The organism is Anaerobacillus alkalilacustris (genome assembly GCF_001866005.1).
Classification (GTDB): Bacteria; Bacillota; Bacilli; order Bacillales; family Anaerobacillaceae; genus Anaerobacillus; species Anaerobacillus alkalilacustris.
The window spans coordinates 668158-684889 of sequence record NZ_MLQR01000001.1; the positions used below are offsets into that span (position 1 = coordinate 668158).

Below are 16732 nucleotides of genomic sequence, written 5' to 3' on the forward strand. Positions count from 1 at the left end.
GGAGTGAGTGGTTATGTATAAAGTAGTTATTACAGATTATGAATATAGTAGCTTAGCACCTGAAAAAGAAGTATTGAGAAAGATAGGAGTAGAGTTAACAGCTGTCCAATGTCAAACAGAGGAAGAGGTTATCGAGGCATGTAAAGACGCAGATGCCTTATTAAACCAGTATGCACCAATTACGAGAAAGGTAATTGAGAAGCTTGAGAACTGTAAAGTCATTGCCCGTTTCGGAGTTGGTGTTAATACGATTGACATAGGTGCGGCTACAGAAAAAGGTATCATCGTTAGTAATGTTACAGATTATTGTATTGATGAAGTATCAGACCACGCCTTTGCATTATTGATAAGTGCAGCAAGGAAGGTAGTACTATTGAATAAGGAAGTAAAAAAGGGAGTTTGGAATTTTAATGTTGGTGTTCCAATTTTTCGGTTAAAAGGACGCGTGTTAGGTTTAGTTGGCTTTGGTCAAATTCCTCAAGCTCTTGCAAAAAAAGCACAAGCATTTGGACTACAAGTTAAGGCGTTTGATCCGTTTGTCCCTATAGATGTAGCCGAAAAATTGAATGTCCAGCTACTTAGTTTAAGTGAACTATGTAAAGTATCTGATTTTATATCCGTTCATGCTCCTCTTAATGAGCATACTTGTGGAATGATCGGTGATGCACAATTTGATTTAATGAAAAAAGAGGCTTTTATTATTAATACTGCAAGAGGTGCTGTTATTAATGAAAAAGCTCTAATTAAAGCCTTACAAGAAGAGAAAGTTGCCGGTGCAGCAATTGATGTAGTTGAACAAGAACCAATAAATTTAGATAATCCTTTACTCAAAATGGAGAATGTTATTATAAACCCACACGTTGCTTGGTATTCAGAAGAAGCACAGGAAGAGTTAAAACGAAAAACAGCTCAAAATGTTGTAGATGTACTGAGTGGTTATTTCCCAAGATATATAGTAAACAATTCAGTAAAAGATTTACTAGATTTAAAAGTGATGTGCAAATAAAATAATTAATAAAACCAATCTGGAATTCTGGGGATTGGTTTCTTGTTTATGGAATTTTTAAGAATAAAAAACTGTTATAAATGGCATAAAACGTATTGTTATTGATACAACTTTATTAAGTGAGAAGGAAATTTACTACTTTTGAAGGGGAATATTAGTTAACTGGAGAAAGTAAAATTATCAGCCAATTGCATAATTTGGGAGTTACTGAAAATATCATAAAAAAGAGGATTCCTTAAAAAAATAAAAATCATCACAACATGTACGTTGTTGTAGCGATTAGTTAGGGTGAGAAAATTGAAATTAATTGCAATTGATTTAGACGGAACATTATTATCTGATGATGGAACTATTAGCCGAGAAAATAGAGAGGTGATTTATGATGCACAGAACCAGGGGAATATTATTACAATTTGCTCTGGGCGTTCCCTTCATGATACACAAAAAATTTTATTAACTGCTGAAATTGATTGTCCAATTATTACTGGTAATGGAGCGATTGGATTTCATTCAAATAAGTTCATTCAAAGACTTGTAATACCAGATTGTGTTATTAATGAATTTCTTCCGGTGTTAGAACAAAAAGGCTATTATTACGAACTTTATACTAACCAAGGAATTACATTACTAGAAAATGGTAAGAGTAGATTAGAAAATGAGATTCTCTCAATGAAAGAAAGTGATTTGGAATTTCCGGTTGAATGGGCAAATAACGAAATAAATATTCAATTACGACAACATGGGATTAGTTATATGAAGCATTATCAAGATATCAATATATCTGAATTAGAAATATATAAAATTTTTGTCTTATCCTTTAATAAGGATTACTTGAAAGAACTCGAAAACATGCTAACCGGGAGGCAAGATCTTTCACTAACTACCTCAGGGTGGCATAAACTTGAGATCGCCCATAAAGAAGTAAGTAAAGGAAATGCATTAACTTATATGGCTAATCATTTAGATATTCCTATGAAAGATACAGTTGCGATTGGTGATAATCTAAATGACCTTGCAATGTTCAAAGTAGCTGGAATGAGCATAGCGATGGGTAACGGAGAAGAAGAAGTCAAAAAACAAAGTACATATACAACACGTAATTATAATGAAGACGGTGTAGCCTATGCTTTGCGGAAATACGTATTAAAACAAGGGAATGAATAATACAGATTTTATACTACAAGGGTACTATTTTTGAATTAGTACGTTCTAAACTTGAGATAACTTTGTGTAGCTGAATTTTATCCCACCCTTAAGGGGCAGTAAGACCCCAATGTCATCAGGCTAAGGATACAAATATTGGAATGTTACTTTGAGGCCACTGAAAAAGTGAATGTTTTTGAAAAACGAATGATTATAGGGGGGCAAAAATGTCGCCCTAACCCTCAAACGAGCCTTAGAAGCGATTCTAGAGGCTCGTTTTTTGAATATTATTTTTCAGATAAAAAAATTTGGACTTTTTCAGCAGTCCGTGTTACTTTCTGCTTCTTTTTTTGTAATGAGCTACTATCAAAGTCCCGTAAAATAATCATTGAAATATAGAGAAATAACTTGACTTTTGAAAAAACGCCTAACAATCGATTTTGTGTGCCTGCTGACGTATGTTCGTTAAAGTTTGGTGTAAACCAAATGGCAGTAAATAAAAAGAACACCGTCATCGAAAACGTCCCAGTGTGGCCGATCACCCTCTCAGGTCGGCTACGCATCGTCGCCTTGGTAAGCCGTTACCTTACCAACTAGCTAATGCGACGCGGGCCCATCCTGTAGTGTTAGGTAAACCCAACTTTCACTTTAGAACCATGAGGCTCCAAAGATTATCCGGTATTAGCTTCGGTTTCCCGAAGTTATCCCAGTCTACAGGGCAGGTTGCCCACGTGTTACTCACCCGTCCGCCGCTAACTCTCATAAAGCAAGCTTTAATTGAGTTCGCTCGACTTGCATGTATTAGGCACGCCGCCAGCGTTCGTCCTGAGCCAGGATCAAACTCTCCATAAAAGTGTTTGATAAAGCTCAAAATAAAACATTGACGAGATATTTACTATCTCTTTTAATTCGCTTGGCTGTGTGTTCAGTTTTCAAAGAACATTCTTCTAATTTCGACGTCACCCGACAGCGACTTAATTAATATATCATATCAACAACTCACTGTCAACAATTATTAAAAAACATTTTTTTGTAACTTTCGTTTAAAGCGACAAGTAATAATATAACATCATTAACCTATATTATCAACAACTTTTTAAAAAAACATTATTGATGAACTCATTATTTTTTCATCACACTATTTTTATAATAATAAAATCGTAAGCGCCACAGCTCTATACATATGCTGCATGTAGCTAATCAACGAAAGATTTCAAGAGGTAATTGAAGTCAGAAACCTGACTGAAGTGATCGAACCGATGGCACCTGGAGCTAGACAGTTTCCAAGTTAGAAAGTTATAAATTCTGATACTGCAAAAAAGAGCAGACCGAAAATCGATCTGCTCTTTTAACACCAACTAGTCTATTTCTCTATGTCTCATTTGCGGGAATAAAAGTACGTCTCTAATTGACGGCGAATTAGTTAACAACATAACTAATCGGTCAATACCGATACCTAACCCGCCTGTTGGAGGCATTCCATATTCTAATGCTTCAACAAAATCATCATCCATCATATGAGCTTCATCGTCACCTTGAGCACGTTCTACTAACTGTGCTTCAAAACGCTCACGTTGATCAATCGGGTCATTTAATTCAGTGAAAGCATTCGCATGCTCCCTAGCAACGATAAATAATTCAAATCGATCAGTAAATCTTTCATCCTCTGGATTTTTCTTAGCTAAAGGTGAAATCGCTACTGGATGGCCATAGATAAACGTCGGCTGGATTAATTTTTCTTCAACAAAATGCTCAAAGAACTCATTCACCACATGACCATATGACATCGTTTCTTTAATAGGAACATTATGCTGCCTAGCAATTTCTCTCGCCTCCTCATCGGACATTTCACGCCAGAAATCTACACCAGTGTATTCTTTAATTGCGTCAACCATATGAAGCCTTTTCCATTCTGGCTTCAAATCTACTTCATATTCTCCATATTGAACTGTTGTTGTCCCTAACACTTCTTTTGCTATATGCGCGATTAAATTTTCAGTTAACGCCATGATATCCTTATAATCCGCATACGCTTCATATAACTCAATCATTGTAAATTCCGGATTATGTCGTGTTGAGACACCCTCATTTCTAAACACACGACCTATTTCATAAACCTTCTCTAGGCCACCAACTATTAATCGTTTCAAATGTAACTCTATTGCAATACGCATATAAAGCTGCATATCAAGAGCATTATGGTGAGTAATAAAAGGTTTAGCTGACGCACCACCAGCGATTGAGTGCATCATCGGAGTCTCAACTTCTAAATAACCTTGATTATCTAAATAATTTCTCATCGATTTAAGAATTTTACTTCTCGTTACAAATGTATTCCTTACTTCCGGATTCATAATTAAGTCTACATATCTCTGACGGTACCTCTGTTCAACATCTTTTAAACCATGGAATTTATCCGGTAAAGGTCGTAGAGATTTAGTAAGTAACTGAAAATCTTTTACTTTTACAGAAAGCTCTCCTACTTTCGTCTTAAAAGCTACACCTGTAACTCCAACAATATCTCCAATATCAATACTATCAAAGATATCATATTGCTGGTCGCCTACATTATCTTTACGTACATAGATTTGAACTTGTCCAGTTAAATCTTGCAAGTGAGCAAAACCAGCTTTCCCTTTTCCTCTTTTTGTCATAATTCGCCCAGCGATAGTCACTTCCATATCTTTGGCTTCTAAATCTTCTTTAGAAAGCGGTCCGAACTCTACTTCTAATTGGTTAGCTGTAAAAGTCCTCTCAAACTTTTTCCCAAAAGGGTCAAGCCCTTCATCAAATAAACTTTTTAGTTTTTCTCTCCGCACCCGTAACTGATCATTTAATTCTAATTCGTTTGCCATTCTTCTCATCTCCTATATTTGTAAGTTCTCTGCCTTACCAAAGTAGTGTATATGTATAATTGCGCTATTACTCTTTATATCCATTTATCACGAACAGTATAAGGTTCGCTATTAGAAATCGTATCAAAACCGAGGGCGCTCCTTAGTTTTTGAGATAATGGTGAACTACTCAATCTATGAAGAAAAACTGCCCGCATCTAGCTGGCAGTTACTAATCTCAGAGGTATTATAGGTTACATAGCGAAGATTGTCAAATTAACGGACGAATGTCCCTTCACCTTGTCTAGCTTCTATTTCCGCAACAAAACTTTCTAAAACATCTTTAACTTTCTCTCTAGATTCAAATTGGTTAATTTGATCCTTAATCTTTGACGCCCCGTGCATTCCTTTAACATACCAAGCAACATGTTTCCTCATTTCTCGCACGGCTACCTTTTCACCTTTTAGATCAATTAAACGATCTAAATGAATCATACAAACATTCATTTTTTCTCGAGGAGTTGGTTCAGGGGAAAGTTCACCAGTTTCTAAATATTGTACAGTTCTATACAACATCCAAGGATTACCTAAAGCTGCCCGACCAACCATGACACCATCTGCCCCGGTTGTTTCTAGTAAACGTTTGGCACCTTGGGGGTCCTTGACATCTCCATTCCCAATTACCGGTATATTAACAGCTTCCTTTACCTGTCTAATAATATCCCAATCTGCAGTACCTTCATACATTTGTACACGCGTTCTACCGTGTACGGCAACTGCTTTTCCACCAGCTCGTTCTACTGCAAGGGCATTATCTACAGCGTAAATATGTTCTTCATCCCAACCCATACGCATTTTAACGGTTACAGGCTTTTGAACAGCATCAACAACCGCTGCTACCATTTCGTAAATTTTATTAGGGTCAAGTAGCCACTTTGCCCCTGCATCACACTTCGTTATTTTAGGTACCGGACACCCCATATTGATATCTATAATATCAGCATTCGTTTGCTGATCTACTACTTTAGCAGCTTCCACTAATGTCTTTTTATCGCCACCAAAAATTTGTAAACTTAGTGGTTTTTCTCTTTCATCAACATATAACATTTGTAGAGATTTTTCATTTTTATATAGTATCGCTTTATCGCTAACCATTTCAGCACAAACTAAACCGGCACCAAATTCTTTAGCTATTAAACGAAATGCCGGATTACAAACACCAGCCATCGGTGCTAAAACAACAGGATTTTTCATGGTAACATCACCGATTTTCAACACGGATGCCACCTCCAATCTATATGAATTAATTAATTGTGTTTAAATCTTCTTTGGCAATATTTAAAACAACAGAAATTTGGTTTATTAATTCCTCTGTAGGAACACGGTTTCCTCGCTCAATTTCCCCTAAAACAGAAACTGATACACCTATTTGGTACGCTAGTTGTTCTTGAGTATAGCCTTTCAGCTTTCGGAATGCCCGAATTCTTCTTCCCCAAATGGTTTCTTCCATAAGTAAACACCTTCTTTATCTCTTAGTTGTTCGTAAACTGCATCTATCGATTTCTCAATTGACGGAAAGTAAAGAACTGGATTTACTTCCCTAAGTGGGATAATCACAAAACCTCGTTCAAACATTCTTGGATGAGGAACAATTAATTGTTCCATTTTAATATTTTCATGATTATATAACAAAATGTCAAGATCTAATGTCCTTGGACCCCAACGTATATTGTATTCTCTACCAGCATTGTCTTGGATTTTTTGAGTACGACTTAACAATTGCAAAGGTGAGTAAGATGTCTTTAATTCAATCACCATATTCAAAAAGTTCTCTTGATCGGTATAACCGATTGGAGCCGTTTCATAAATTGATGAATATCGAGTAAGGGATATATTTACATCCTCTTTCATACATTTTGCCGCATACTTTAAAAAAGACAATCTATTCCCCATATTTGATCCCATTGATAAATAAACAGTATTTTCGTTAGTCATTCTTACCTCTATTAATTTCCACCGCTACTGAGTGATAATGACCTACAATCGGCGGGTTAGGCTTTATTACTTTTACAGTACAACGATCAACGACAGAAAATTGGCCAAGCACTTTCTCTGCAACTCTCTCGGCTATTGCCTCAATTAATTTGAAAGGTGGACCCTCCAGAATCCCTTTCACTATCTGATAGACCTCTGCATAGTTAACCGTATTCACTAAATTATCTGTCAACCCAGCTTCATTTAAGTCTAACTCTATTGTAAGATCAACAATAAACTTCTGCCCAAGCTTTGTTTCTTCCGGTAAGACACCATGATACCCATAAAACTCCATTTGATTTATATATATTTTGTCCATTTTCTATTCCCTCCCAACTAGAGCGTCCATCATTTTGGCTGTTCTTGATATTTGTAATATGTCATGAACCCGCATCATTTGACACCCTTTCATGATGCCGTAGCAGACAGTTGATTGCGTTCCCTCTAGTCGTTCATCAGCCGGTAAATCTAAAGTTATACCAATGAAGGATTTCCTTGATGTCCCTAATAAAACTGGATATCCTAGTTCTACAATTTTATCTAAATTTTGCATCACTTCAATGTTTTGCTTGTATGTTTTAGCAAAACCAATACCCGGATCTAAGATGATTTGCGCATCTTCAACGCCAACCCGTTTACAAAGAGAAATACTTTCATTTAGGTCAGCGATGACCTCTTCAATTAAATTGTTGTATTCTTTACTATGTCGGTTATGAGTTAGAACAATGGGTATATTATGATTAGCAGCAACCTCTGCTATTCCTGGTTCTTGTTTAGCTCCCCATACGTCATTAATAATTGTTGCTCCAGCTTCAACCGCTTGCTTAGCAACCGACTGCTTATAGGTATCAATAGAGATTGGAACATCTACAACCATGGAGACAGCTTCAATTATTGGGAGTACACGCTCAAGTTCTTCTTCCTCACCTACGGTTTTGGCACCAGGTCGAGTCGATTCCCCACCAATATCGATAATATCAGCACCTTCCTCAACCATTTTAACAGCCCTACTTACCGCCTCACCTAACACAGTATATTTACCACCATCAGAAAAAGAATCTGGTGTTATATTTAGAATACCCATAATAATTGTTTTTTTTGAAACATCTATTTCTTTTGTTCCACATTTTATTATATTGTGCCTAAGCATACGGTCACGTCCTTTCTTCGATCGACCAAAGGCGTTGATATATATATTTTTGATATAGCTCTTGCAATAAAGTTGTCACTTTCTTATCTTTTGTATATTCATGTTTATCAACCATACTAATTGCTACAACTTCTTGTATGGAATTAGTGACAAATACCTCATCTGCCTCTAACAATTCTTGGGCCGTGTAGTATCCTTCGCGACACGGCATCTCATTATCTTTTAGTATCTGAATAATAAACTGTCTTGTTATTCCATTTAAAATGCCAGTATTCACAGAGGGAGTGAATACTTGTCCATTTTTAACCCAAAAAACATTAGAAACAATCCCTTCAGCTACATAACCGTCAATCGTAAGGAAAATTCCTTCATGATCACCGTTAGGAACTTCACGTTTACCAACTATATTATTTAAATAATGATGTGATTTCAGACGTTCTTTTCCTTCAGGTGTGTTTCTTGGAGTGTTTAAGAGAACTGCTTGTTTTGTACTTACTAACTTACCGTAAATCGGCTTGATAAAAGCAATTATATTAGGAGAACTGTAAGCTTCAGTACGCAAACCAACAGGCGCCTCACCCGCAGAAACATTAAAGCGAACATACGCATCCTTTAGATCATTTATAGTTAAAAGCCGATTAACAATCTCTCGCAAATCCTCTTTCTTTAAATTAAATATAATGTTTAACTCTTTTACACTTCTTTCTAATCGACGAAAATGGTCATCCAATAAAAATGGATGACCATTATAAATACGAAATGTTTCAAATACACCAAGTCCATATAAAAAACCATGGTCAAAAGGAGAAATTCTTACTTTCTCTTGTGAAACGTACTCCCCATTAAAATATATATACATTTTATTTTACCCTCGAATAGGAATTGATGAAATTTCTTAACATTTGTTTGCCATCATTAGTCATGATCGATTCTGGATGAAATTGCACTCCTTCAATCGGCAACTCTTTATGGCGAATGGCCATTATCTCTCCTTCATTTGTTTCAGAAGAAATCTCAAAACAATCAGGAAGCGTTTCTCTTTTTACAATTAATGAGTGATATCTAGTCGCAGTAAGCGGAGAGGATATACCTTCAAAAATTGTTTTCCCATCATGGAGCATTTCAGAAGTTTTCCCGTGCATTAAACGTTCCGCTCTTACAACATCTCCACCAAACACTTGCGCAATTGATTGATGACCTAAGCAAACTCCAAAGATAGGAATTTTTCCTGCGAAATACTTAATTGCTTCCATGCTAATTCCTGCTTCATTAGGACTACATGGTCCAGGAGAAATCATTAAATAACTGGGATTTAATTGTTCAATTTCCTCGATTGTTATTTTATCATTTCGTCTTACTAATAGCTCTTGACCCATTTCCCCTAAATATTGAACTAGGTTGTACGTAAAAGAATCATAATTATCAATCATTAAAATCATTTTTTTCTCCTCCTCAGCTCTTCACTTGACTTTTCTCTTCTTCACTAAGCTCTTTGGCTTTCCATAAAGCCATTGCCTTTTTAAGTGATTCTTTGTATTCAGCCCTAGGGTTAGAATCAATAACAATTCCCGCTCCAGCCTGAACATAAGCATAACCATTTTTGGAAACCATTGTTCGGATAGCTATATTTAATTCCATATTACCATTATAACCTATCCAACCGATAGAACCAGTATAAACCCCTCGACGAACAGGTTCAAGTTCTTCTATTATTTCCATAGTCCGAACTTTTGGTGCACCTGTAATTGTTCCACCTGGAAAAGTCGCTTCCACAACATCATATACATCATATGACGAGTCAAGTTTTCCTCTTACATTTGAAACAATATGCATTACATGAGAGTATTTCTCTATCACCATTAATTCATTAACTTCTACTGTACCAAAACGACTTACTCTACCTAAGTCATTTCTTTCTAAATCAACCAACATCACGTGTTCGGCTTTTTCTTTCTCATTTTCAATAAGAGTTTTAGCTAACTCTTCATCTTCAAAGGCATTTTTACCTCTTGATCTTGTCCCAGCAATAGGACGAGTACTAATGTCATCTCCCTGCTTTTTAACTAAAAGTTCTGGTGAACCACTAACTAATTGAAAATGAGGAGCTTGAAGAAATGCCATATAAGGAGAGGGATTTATTTCTCTTAACTTATCGTAAATCTCCATCGGATGAGTTTTTAATTTCTTCTCTTGCCGAACAGATAGGTTCACTTGAAACACATCGCCCGCTGCTATATAATTTTGAACTCGTTCTACCGCGTTCTTAAAAGCTTCTTCAGAAAGAGATGTGTTCCAATAGTCCTCTTCTATTGTTGCATCTCCACTAAAATCATATGTTGGTTCAATTAAAGGTTCAAACCACATTGTCTCAAGCTCTTTTAGCCTTTTTTCTGATTTAGTCTTCTGACCTTCACTATAATGAGTAATAATCCAAAACAAATCTTTTTGGTGATCAAAAATAAAGACATCGTCAAAAATGTAAAAAAATAAATCTTCTGTTTCTAAATCATCTTCACTAAGCAGTGGTAAACTTTCGATTTGCCTAATTAGGTCATAACTTATAAATCCGACTGCCCCACCTTGAAATTCTGGCAAATCATCTATAACGGCTGTTCGGTAACAGTTCATCCACTCTTTCATTGAAGTAAGAAGTGGTCCTTTTTTTGTTTCTGTTTGTTTATCTATTGTAATTTTTAATTCATCATTTTTACCAGATAAAATCGCCCAAGGGTCTAACCCGATGATACTATATTTACCACCGCGACCACTTTCAAGAAGGATATGGTGTTTTTTATTCATTGAAAGTTGTCTATACTTATTATACCAATCGAACCCTTTTGCTTTAAACGATTTACCTAATGGCAAACGTTGAATGTTTTCGTTAGTTTGTCGCAAAATAACATTCACACTCCAAATAATACTTTTTATAATTTAGTTTCTCTGACTTGTCCTATTTTTATTTTATCACTAATCTATATAAGACATAAAGAAGTTGATAAATATCATTGAATAATAAAAGTTTTTAATTATCTTTATCGCCTATAAAACCATATCAAGAAGAGCGCAAGCGCCTTGGTCACGAGCAGCTGCTCCTGTGCCACTCCGTTTGCTCAAGAGCAATTGTTTTTCCGTGCGACGAGTAAGCGCAGGAGCAAAGCTGCATGAAGCTATTCAGAGGCGTTATTCATGTAGTTATTGAAGTCAGAAACTTGACTGAAGTGACCGAGCTCGTAGGTTGCTTGCGCTAGACAGTTTCCAAGTTAGGAAATTTATAAATTCTGATTATAACAAAAAGCAGCCCAAGAAGGACTGCTTTCAAAAATTAATCTTCAAATTGATATAATGGTGTACTTAAATATCTTTCACCGTTACTCGGAATAATTGCGACTACTTTTTTACCTTTACCAAGTTTTTTCGCTAATTTTAACGCAGCTGCTATTGCCGCTCCTGAAGAAATTCCACCTAGTACGCCTTCTTCCTTCGCAGCTCGACGCGCGTGTTCGAAAGCTTCTTCCGTAGTAATTTGAATAACTTCATCATAGATCTCAGTATTTAGGATGTCAGGAACAAACCCTGCTCCAATTCCTTGAATTTTATGTGGACCTGGCTTTCCACCTGATAGGACAGGTGAGTCAGTCGGTTCAACCGCTGCAATGTGTAAATTAGGGAATTTCTCTTTTAACACTCCACCAGCACCTGTGATTGTTCCCCCTGTACCAATTCCTGAAACAAAACCATCTAATTGGTCACCAACTTGCTCTAATAGTTCTTTACCAGTCGTTAAACGGTGAACTTCTGGATTTGCTTCATTTTCAAATTGTTGCGGGATGAAATAACCATTTTCTTTAGCTAATTCAGTAGCTTTACGAATAGCACCACCCATTCCTTCTGGTCCAGGTGTTAAAACTAATTCAGCTCCATATGCACGAAGTAGGTTACGACGCTCTAAACTCATTGTTTCAGGCATAACTAAAATTGTACGGTAACCTTTTGCAGCTGCAACCATAGCTAAACCAATCCCAGTGTTTCCACTAGTTGGTTCGATAATTGTGTCACCTTCTTTTAGTCTACCATCTTTTTCTGCCGCTTCAACCATTGCTAGCGCAATACGATCTTTTACACTACTTCCTGGATTCATGTACTCTAACTTCAAATAAACATCTGCATGATCTTCTGAAACAAGGCGATTTAATTTCACTAAAGGTGTTTGACCGATTAATTCTGTAATTGAATTTGCTACTTTCATAAATAAAATCCTCCTCGACGCTATTATTTTAATACCGAGTAAATTCATTGGTTTAATTACTATTAATTTATCAGAGGATTCTTAAACTGTCAATATATTTCTTTGTAAAAAATTACCCATTTGTAGAATTCGTTAATGAATCGTACCTTTTTCATTTTCGGCGCACCAAAGTAAAGGCTATCTCTTAATTTGAATCTTCTCTTAACTCTTGAAGTTCCGCTTTTGTAAACATATATTTCTCGTTACAGAAATGACATTCTGTTTCGGCTTGGCCATCTTTTTCAATTATATCTGTAAGTTCCTCTTTACCTAGACTAATTAACGCACTTGCAATTCTTTCCTTTGAACAATTACATTTAAAAGTAACATCCATCTTATCAATTATTTTTACATGATCATCACCTAATAGAGCCAACAGTAATTCTTCAGGGGGCATGCCAGCCTCTATTAATTTAGATACAGGTGGTAAGGTGCTAAGCCTTTTTTCAATAAAATCAATAGTTTCATCATCAGCTCCAGGCATCAACTGGATAATAAACCCACCAGCGGCAAGGATACTCATATCAGGGTTAACTAACACACCTACGCCTACAGATGATGGCGTCTGCTCTGAAGAAGCAAAATAATAAGTAAAATCTTCACCTAACTCACCTGAAATAAGTGGCACACTTCCAGTAAAATGATCCCTCATACCTAAGTCTTTCACAACCGCAAGCAAGCCATCTTTCCCTACAGCACGGGCCACATCTAACTTACCATGCTGATTTAATTCAAAGTCAACCTTAGGGTTCGCTACATAACCTCTCGTTTCACCTTTAGCATTACTATCAACGATAATAGGTCCGATTGGGCCACCGCCCTCTATTTTAACAGTTAGCTTCTCTTCACCCTTTAACATTGCTCCCATCAATGTTGTCCCAGTCATTGCTCTACCTAAAGCTGCTGATGCCGTCGGCCACGTTCCATGGCGTCTAACTGCTTCTCCAACCATATTAGTCGATTTAATAGCATATGCTCTTACTTTGCCTTCAAAACCAATCGCTTTTACTAAATAATCACTCATTTTATTCACCTCATAATAGTACAAAGAGATGGAACAAACTTCATCCTTAACAGGAGTTGAGTTGTCCATCCTCAAATTTTACTCAATATTTTTTTGATAAATTAACTTTAATCCTTTTAGTGTTAGAAACGGATCGACAACGTCTATCATCGCTGATTCATTGGCAATTAAAGAAGCCAAACCACCTGTTGCTATTACTTGAGGATTGCCTTTTGATTGCTGTTTTATACGATTTACAATTCCCTCAACCTGTCCAACATATCCATATAAAATACCAGCTTGCATTGCACTTACTGTATTTTTACCAACAATATCTTTAGGTTTAACTATTTCAATTCGTGGTAATTTAGAAGCTCTTGTGTACAATGCTTCAGTTGAAATACTTATTCCCGGGGCAATAGCTCCACCCATATATTGCTTTTCTTCGTTAATGTAACAGTATGTAGTTGCAGTACCAAAATCAATAACAATTAACGGGCTGCCATAAAGTTCAATTGCCGCTACAGCATTTACAATTCGATCAGCTCCAACCTCTTTAGGGTTGTCGTACTTTATATTTAGTCCTGTTTTAATTCCTGGTCCAATAACCTTAGGCGTAACCGAAAAGTATTTTTTACACATTTGCTCTAGTGCATACATAATGGGTGGAACTACAGAAGAAATAATAATTCCGTTAATATCTCTTGTCGTTAACCCTTCGTATGAAAATAATTGTTTTACCATCATTCCATACTCATCTTCTGTTTTATGACGGTCAGTTCCTATACGCCAATGATATTTAAGCGTATCCCCATCATATACCCCTAAAACAATATTCGTATTTCCGACATCTAAAACCAATAACATTTTATCCACCTACTTTTAAGGTTTTTCTATTTGTACCATATAAGTATAATAGTTTAAAAAGAAAAATGAATAACAAAAATGTGTATTTTTAAGAAAAGTACGGGCGCTGCAGCTCTAGACATAAAAAGTAATTTCCCATCTGTGTCTTCTAGCATAGCTTTGAAGCAGTGGCTTGTGCCATGAGTAATCACTTGCACTTGAAAGCTTTGTAACTTTAAAAATTTTATGCTTTCTTATCTTTTAAAACCGTTAAAACTTTTTCAAAATTAACTTAGTTTACTTTCGATATAAAGCCTTAGCAAAATGAAAAGTAGAAAAAAGGTGTCCTAGTGTAGACACCTTTTTAATTTTTGTTATTCTTTTTTGTTGCCTTCTTCATTCTTATCTTCTGAGTTGTCAGTTGTTACCTGTTCTCCTTCACCATTTGATGGAGGAGCTTCATCTTTTTTAGCGTGAATGTTTACTTTCACATCTTCTGTACTCTCCGTTGAGGAAGTCGCTGTTTCATGATTATTATTTGAATGATGCTTCTCTGGTAGCTTTCCATCATTCATCAATGATTTAATTTGCTCTGCATCTAAAGTTTCTACGTCCATTAACGTTTTTGCAATAAGCTCAAGCTTATCTCTATTTTCAGTTAATATCGTACGACAACGCTCATAGGATTCCTTAATAATTCGTTGCATTTCCTGATCAATTTCATAAGCAATCGCATCACTATAATTTTGATCATTATTAATATCTCTACCTAGAAAAACATTGCCGCCCTGAGATGTCCCAAATTGCATTGGACCTAACTTGTCACTCATTCCATACTCTGTAACCATTTTACGAGCTATACCTGTCGCTCGTTGGAAATCATTATGTGCACCAGTACTTACTTCACCAAAGATAACTTCTTCAGCAACACGACCACCTAAAAGCCCAACGATCTTATCTAATAATTCTGGTTTAGTCATAAAGTAACGATCTTCTTTCGGAAGCATTACAGCATAACCACCAGCTTGACCACGTGGGACAATGGTTACTTTATGTACCATATCAGCACTTTCAAGTTTCACTCCAACAACGGTGTGACCAGCTTCGTGATAAGCTACGATGTTTTTCTCTTTTTCAGAAATAACTCTGCTCTTCTTGGCTGGACCAGCAATAACACGATCAATCGCTTCTTCAATATCGTTCATATCAACTTTCTTCTTATTACGACGAGCTGCCACTAATGCTGCTTCATTAAGTAGATTCTCTAAATCTGCTCCAGAAAAACCAGGTGTACGAGTAGCAATCGTTTTAAGATTTACATCTTCAGCAAGTGGCTTATTTCGAGCATGAACTTTCAATACTTCTTCTCGACCTTTAACATCAGGTCGTCCAACTAAAATTTGACGGTCAAAACGTCCCGGACGAAGTAATGCAGGATCTAAAATATCAGCTCTGTTTGTAGCAGCAATAATAATAATACCTTCATTAACTCCGAAACCATCCATTTCAACTAGCAATTGGTTTAGTGTTTGCTCACGTTCGTCGTGTCCTCCACCTAAACCAGCTCCACGTTGACGACCAACTGCATCGATCTCATCAATAAAAATGATACAAGGAGCATTCTTCTTTGCATTCTCAAATAAGTCACGAACTCGAGATGCACCGACACCTACAAACATCTCAACAAAATCTGAACCACTTATTGAGAAAAATGGAACTCCGGCTTCACCAGCTACCGCTCTAGCAAGTAACGTCTTACCCGTTCCCGGTGGTCCAACCAATAGAACACCTTTTGGAATTCTTGCTCCGATAGCTGCAAATCTACGAGGATCCTTTAAAAATTCTACGACTTCAACGAGCTCTTGCTTCTCTTCATCAGCACCAGCTACATCCTTGAACTTCGCCTTCTTTTTATCGTCATAAAGCTTTGCTTTACTTTTTCCAAAATTCATAACACGGCTTCCGCCACCTTGTGCCTGACTAAGTAGGAAAAAGAATAAAATAAAGATAATCACAAATGGAATGATAGATGTAAAAAACGTTACCCAACCACTTGTTTGTTCGGCCTTTAATACTTCTAACCTTGTATCACCCAGTTTAGCAGTTTCGAGAACTTGTTCAATGGCAATATCAGATATAGGTACGTTTACAATGAAGAATTCATCCTCAGCCATTGTTCTCAATTGACCACGAATTACGTATACATCTCGTTCTGGCTGCATTGTAATGTTGGCAACCTCACGATTTTCTAACCTTGTTTGAAAATCACCATAAGTCATTTCCTCTGTCTCTGTTGGTGGTCCATTAAAAAAACTTACGATCCCAACAATGACTAAAAAGATTAATAAATAAAAGATTGTATTTCGAAAAATTCGATTCATCCTTTACCTCCTCCCGCTGACAAATAAAGCTTAGATAATATTACCATAAA

Annotated in this window: 15 protein-coding genes and 1 other annotated feature; of the genes, 2 read left to right on the forward strand and 13 right to left on the reverse strand. The window is 36.4% G+C overall.

Translation table 11 applies throughout. The features are described from left to right. Positions 1-7: 7 nt before the first annotated feature. Together BKP37_RS03210 and BKP37_RS03215 are read left to right on the forward strand one after the other, a co-directional pair. Entirely contained in the window at positions 8-1006 is a 999-nt protein-coding gene (locus BKP37_RS03210; RefSeq protein ID WP_139193042.1) for a C-terminal binding protein, read from the forward strand. 297 nt (positions 1007-1303) lie between these two features. Next, the gene (locus tag BKP37_RS03215; protein ID WP_071308243.1) at positions 1304-2170 is read left to right on the forward strand and encodes a Cof-type HAD-IIB family hydrolase; all 867 of its coding nucleotides are present in this window, start codon (positions 1304-1306) and stop codon (positions 2168-2170) included. Positions 2171-2596: 426 nt separating this feature from the next. Beyond that, positions 2597-2955 (reverse strand) — a sequence feature (16S ribosomal RNA rRNA prediction is too short). Between the two features lie 552 nt (positions 2956-3507). On the opposite strand, the gene lysS is transcribed toward BKP37_RS03215, so the two are convergent. The 13 genes from lysS to ftsH all read right to left on the reverse strand — a co-directional run bounded on the left by lysS (position 3508) and on the right by ftsH (position 16682). Then, positions 3508-5004 carry a lysine--tRNA ligase gene (gene lysS, locus BKP37_RS03220; protein WP_071308244.1) on the reverse strand — a complete coding sequence of 499 codons (1497 nt, stop codon included), beginning with the start codon at positions 5002-5004 and terminating at the stop codon, positions 3508-3510. A 255-nt stretch (positions 5005-5259) separates the two neighbouring features. Next, positions 5260-6261, reverse strand: a complete 1002-nt coding sequence (gene dusB, locus BKP37_RS03225; RefSeq protein WP_071308245.1) for a tRNA dihydrouridine synthase DusB — start codon at positions 6259-6261, stop codon at positions 5260-5262. Positions 6262-6286: 25 nt separating this feature from the next. Beyond that, the gene (locus BKP37_RS03230; protein WP_071308246.1) at positions 6287-6493 is read right to left on the reverse strand and encodes a helix-turn-helix domain-containing protein; all 207 of its coding nucleotides are present in this window, start codon (positions 6491-6493) and stop codon (positions 6287-6289) included. Next, positions 6445-6978 carry a 2-amino-4-hydroxy-6-hydroxymethyldihydropteridine diphosphokinase gene (gene folK / locus BKP37_RS03235; protein WP_071308247.1) on the reverse strand — a complete coding sequence of 178 codons (534 nt, stop codon included), beginning with the start codon at positions 6976-6978 and terminating at the stop codon, positions 6445-6447. Before folK ends, BKP37_RS03230 begins: the two co-directional genes overlap by 49 nt. Continuing rightward, a complete protein-coding gene (folB, locus tag BKP37_RS03240; RefSeq protein ID WP_071308248.1) occupies positions 6971-7336 on the reverse strand; it encodes a dihydroneopterin aldolase in 366 nt (121 codons plus the stop codon). The genes folK and folB overlap by 8 nt, the downstream gene beginning before the upstream one ends. Positions 7337-7339: 3 nt before the next feature. After that, positions 7340-8167, reverse strand: a complete 828-nt coding sequence (gene folP, locus BKP37_RS03245) for a dihydropteroate synthase (RefSeq protein ID WP_071308249.1) — start codon at positions 8165-8167, stop codon at positions 7340-7342. 4 nt (positions 8168-8171) lie between these two features. Then, positions 8172-9026: an aminodeoxychorismate lyase gene (gene pabC / locus BKP37_RS03250; protein ID WP_071308250.1), complete on the reverse strand. Its 855-nt coding sequence runs from the start codon at positions 9024-9026 to the stop codon at positions 8172-8174. A gap of 1 nt (position 9027) precedes the next feature. After that, positions 9028-9606, reverse strand: coding sequence for an aminodeoxychorismate/anthranilate synthase component II (gene pabA / locus BKP37_RS03255; protein ID WP_071308251.1), 579 nt, complete (start codon positions 9604-9606; stop codon positions 9028-9030). A gap of 13 nt (positions 9607-9619) precedes the next feature. Further along, positions 9620-10966 carry an anthranilate synthase component I family protein gene (locus BKP37_RS03260; RefSeq protein ID WP_084034543.1) on the reverse strand — a complete coding sequence of 449 codons (1347 nt, stop codon included), beginning with the start codon at positions 10964-10966 and terminating at the stop codon, positions 9620-9622. Between the two features lie 523 nt (positions 10967-11489). After that, a complete protein-coding gene (gene cysK, locus BKP37_RS03265; protein WP_071308252.1) occupies positions 11490-12413 on the reverse strand; it encodes a cysteine synthase A in 924 nt (307 codons plus the stop codon). Positions 12414-12597: 184 nt separating this feature from the next. Beyond that, on the reverse strand, positions 12598-13476 hold the full coding sequence (gene hslO, locus BKP37_RS03270; protein WP_071308253.1) for an Hsp33 family molecular chaperone HslO: 879 nt from the start codon (positions 13474-13476) through the stop codon (positions 12598-12600). 78 nt (positions 13477-13554) lie between these two features. Next, complete coding sequence (locus tag BKP37_RS03275) at positions 13555-14322, reverse strand: type III pantothenate kinase (RefSeq protein ID WP_071308254.1); 768 nt, start codon at positions 14320-14322, stop codon at positions 13555-13557. A 353-nt stretch (positions 14323-14675) separates the two neighbouring features. Further along, on the reverse strand, positions 14676-16682 hold the full coding sequence (ftsH, locus tag BKP37_RS03280) for an ATP-dependent zinc metalloprotease FtsH (protein WP_071308255.1): 2007 nt from the start codon (positions 16680-16682) through the stop codon (positions 14676-14678). Between the last annotated feature and the right edge of the window lie 50 nt (positions 16683-16732).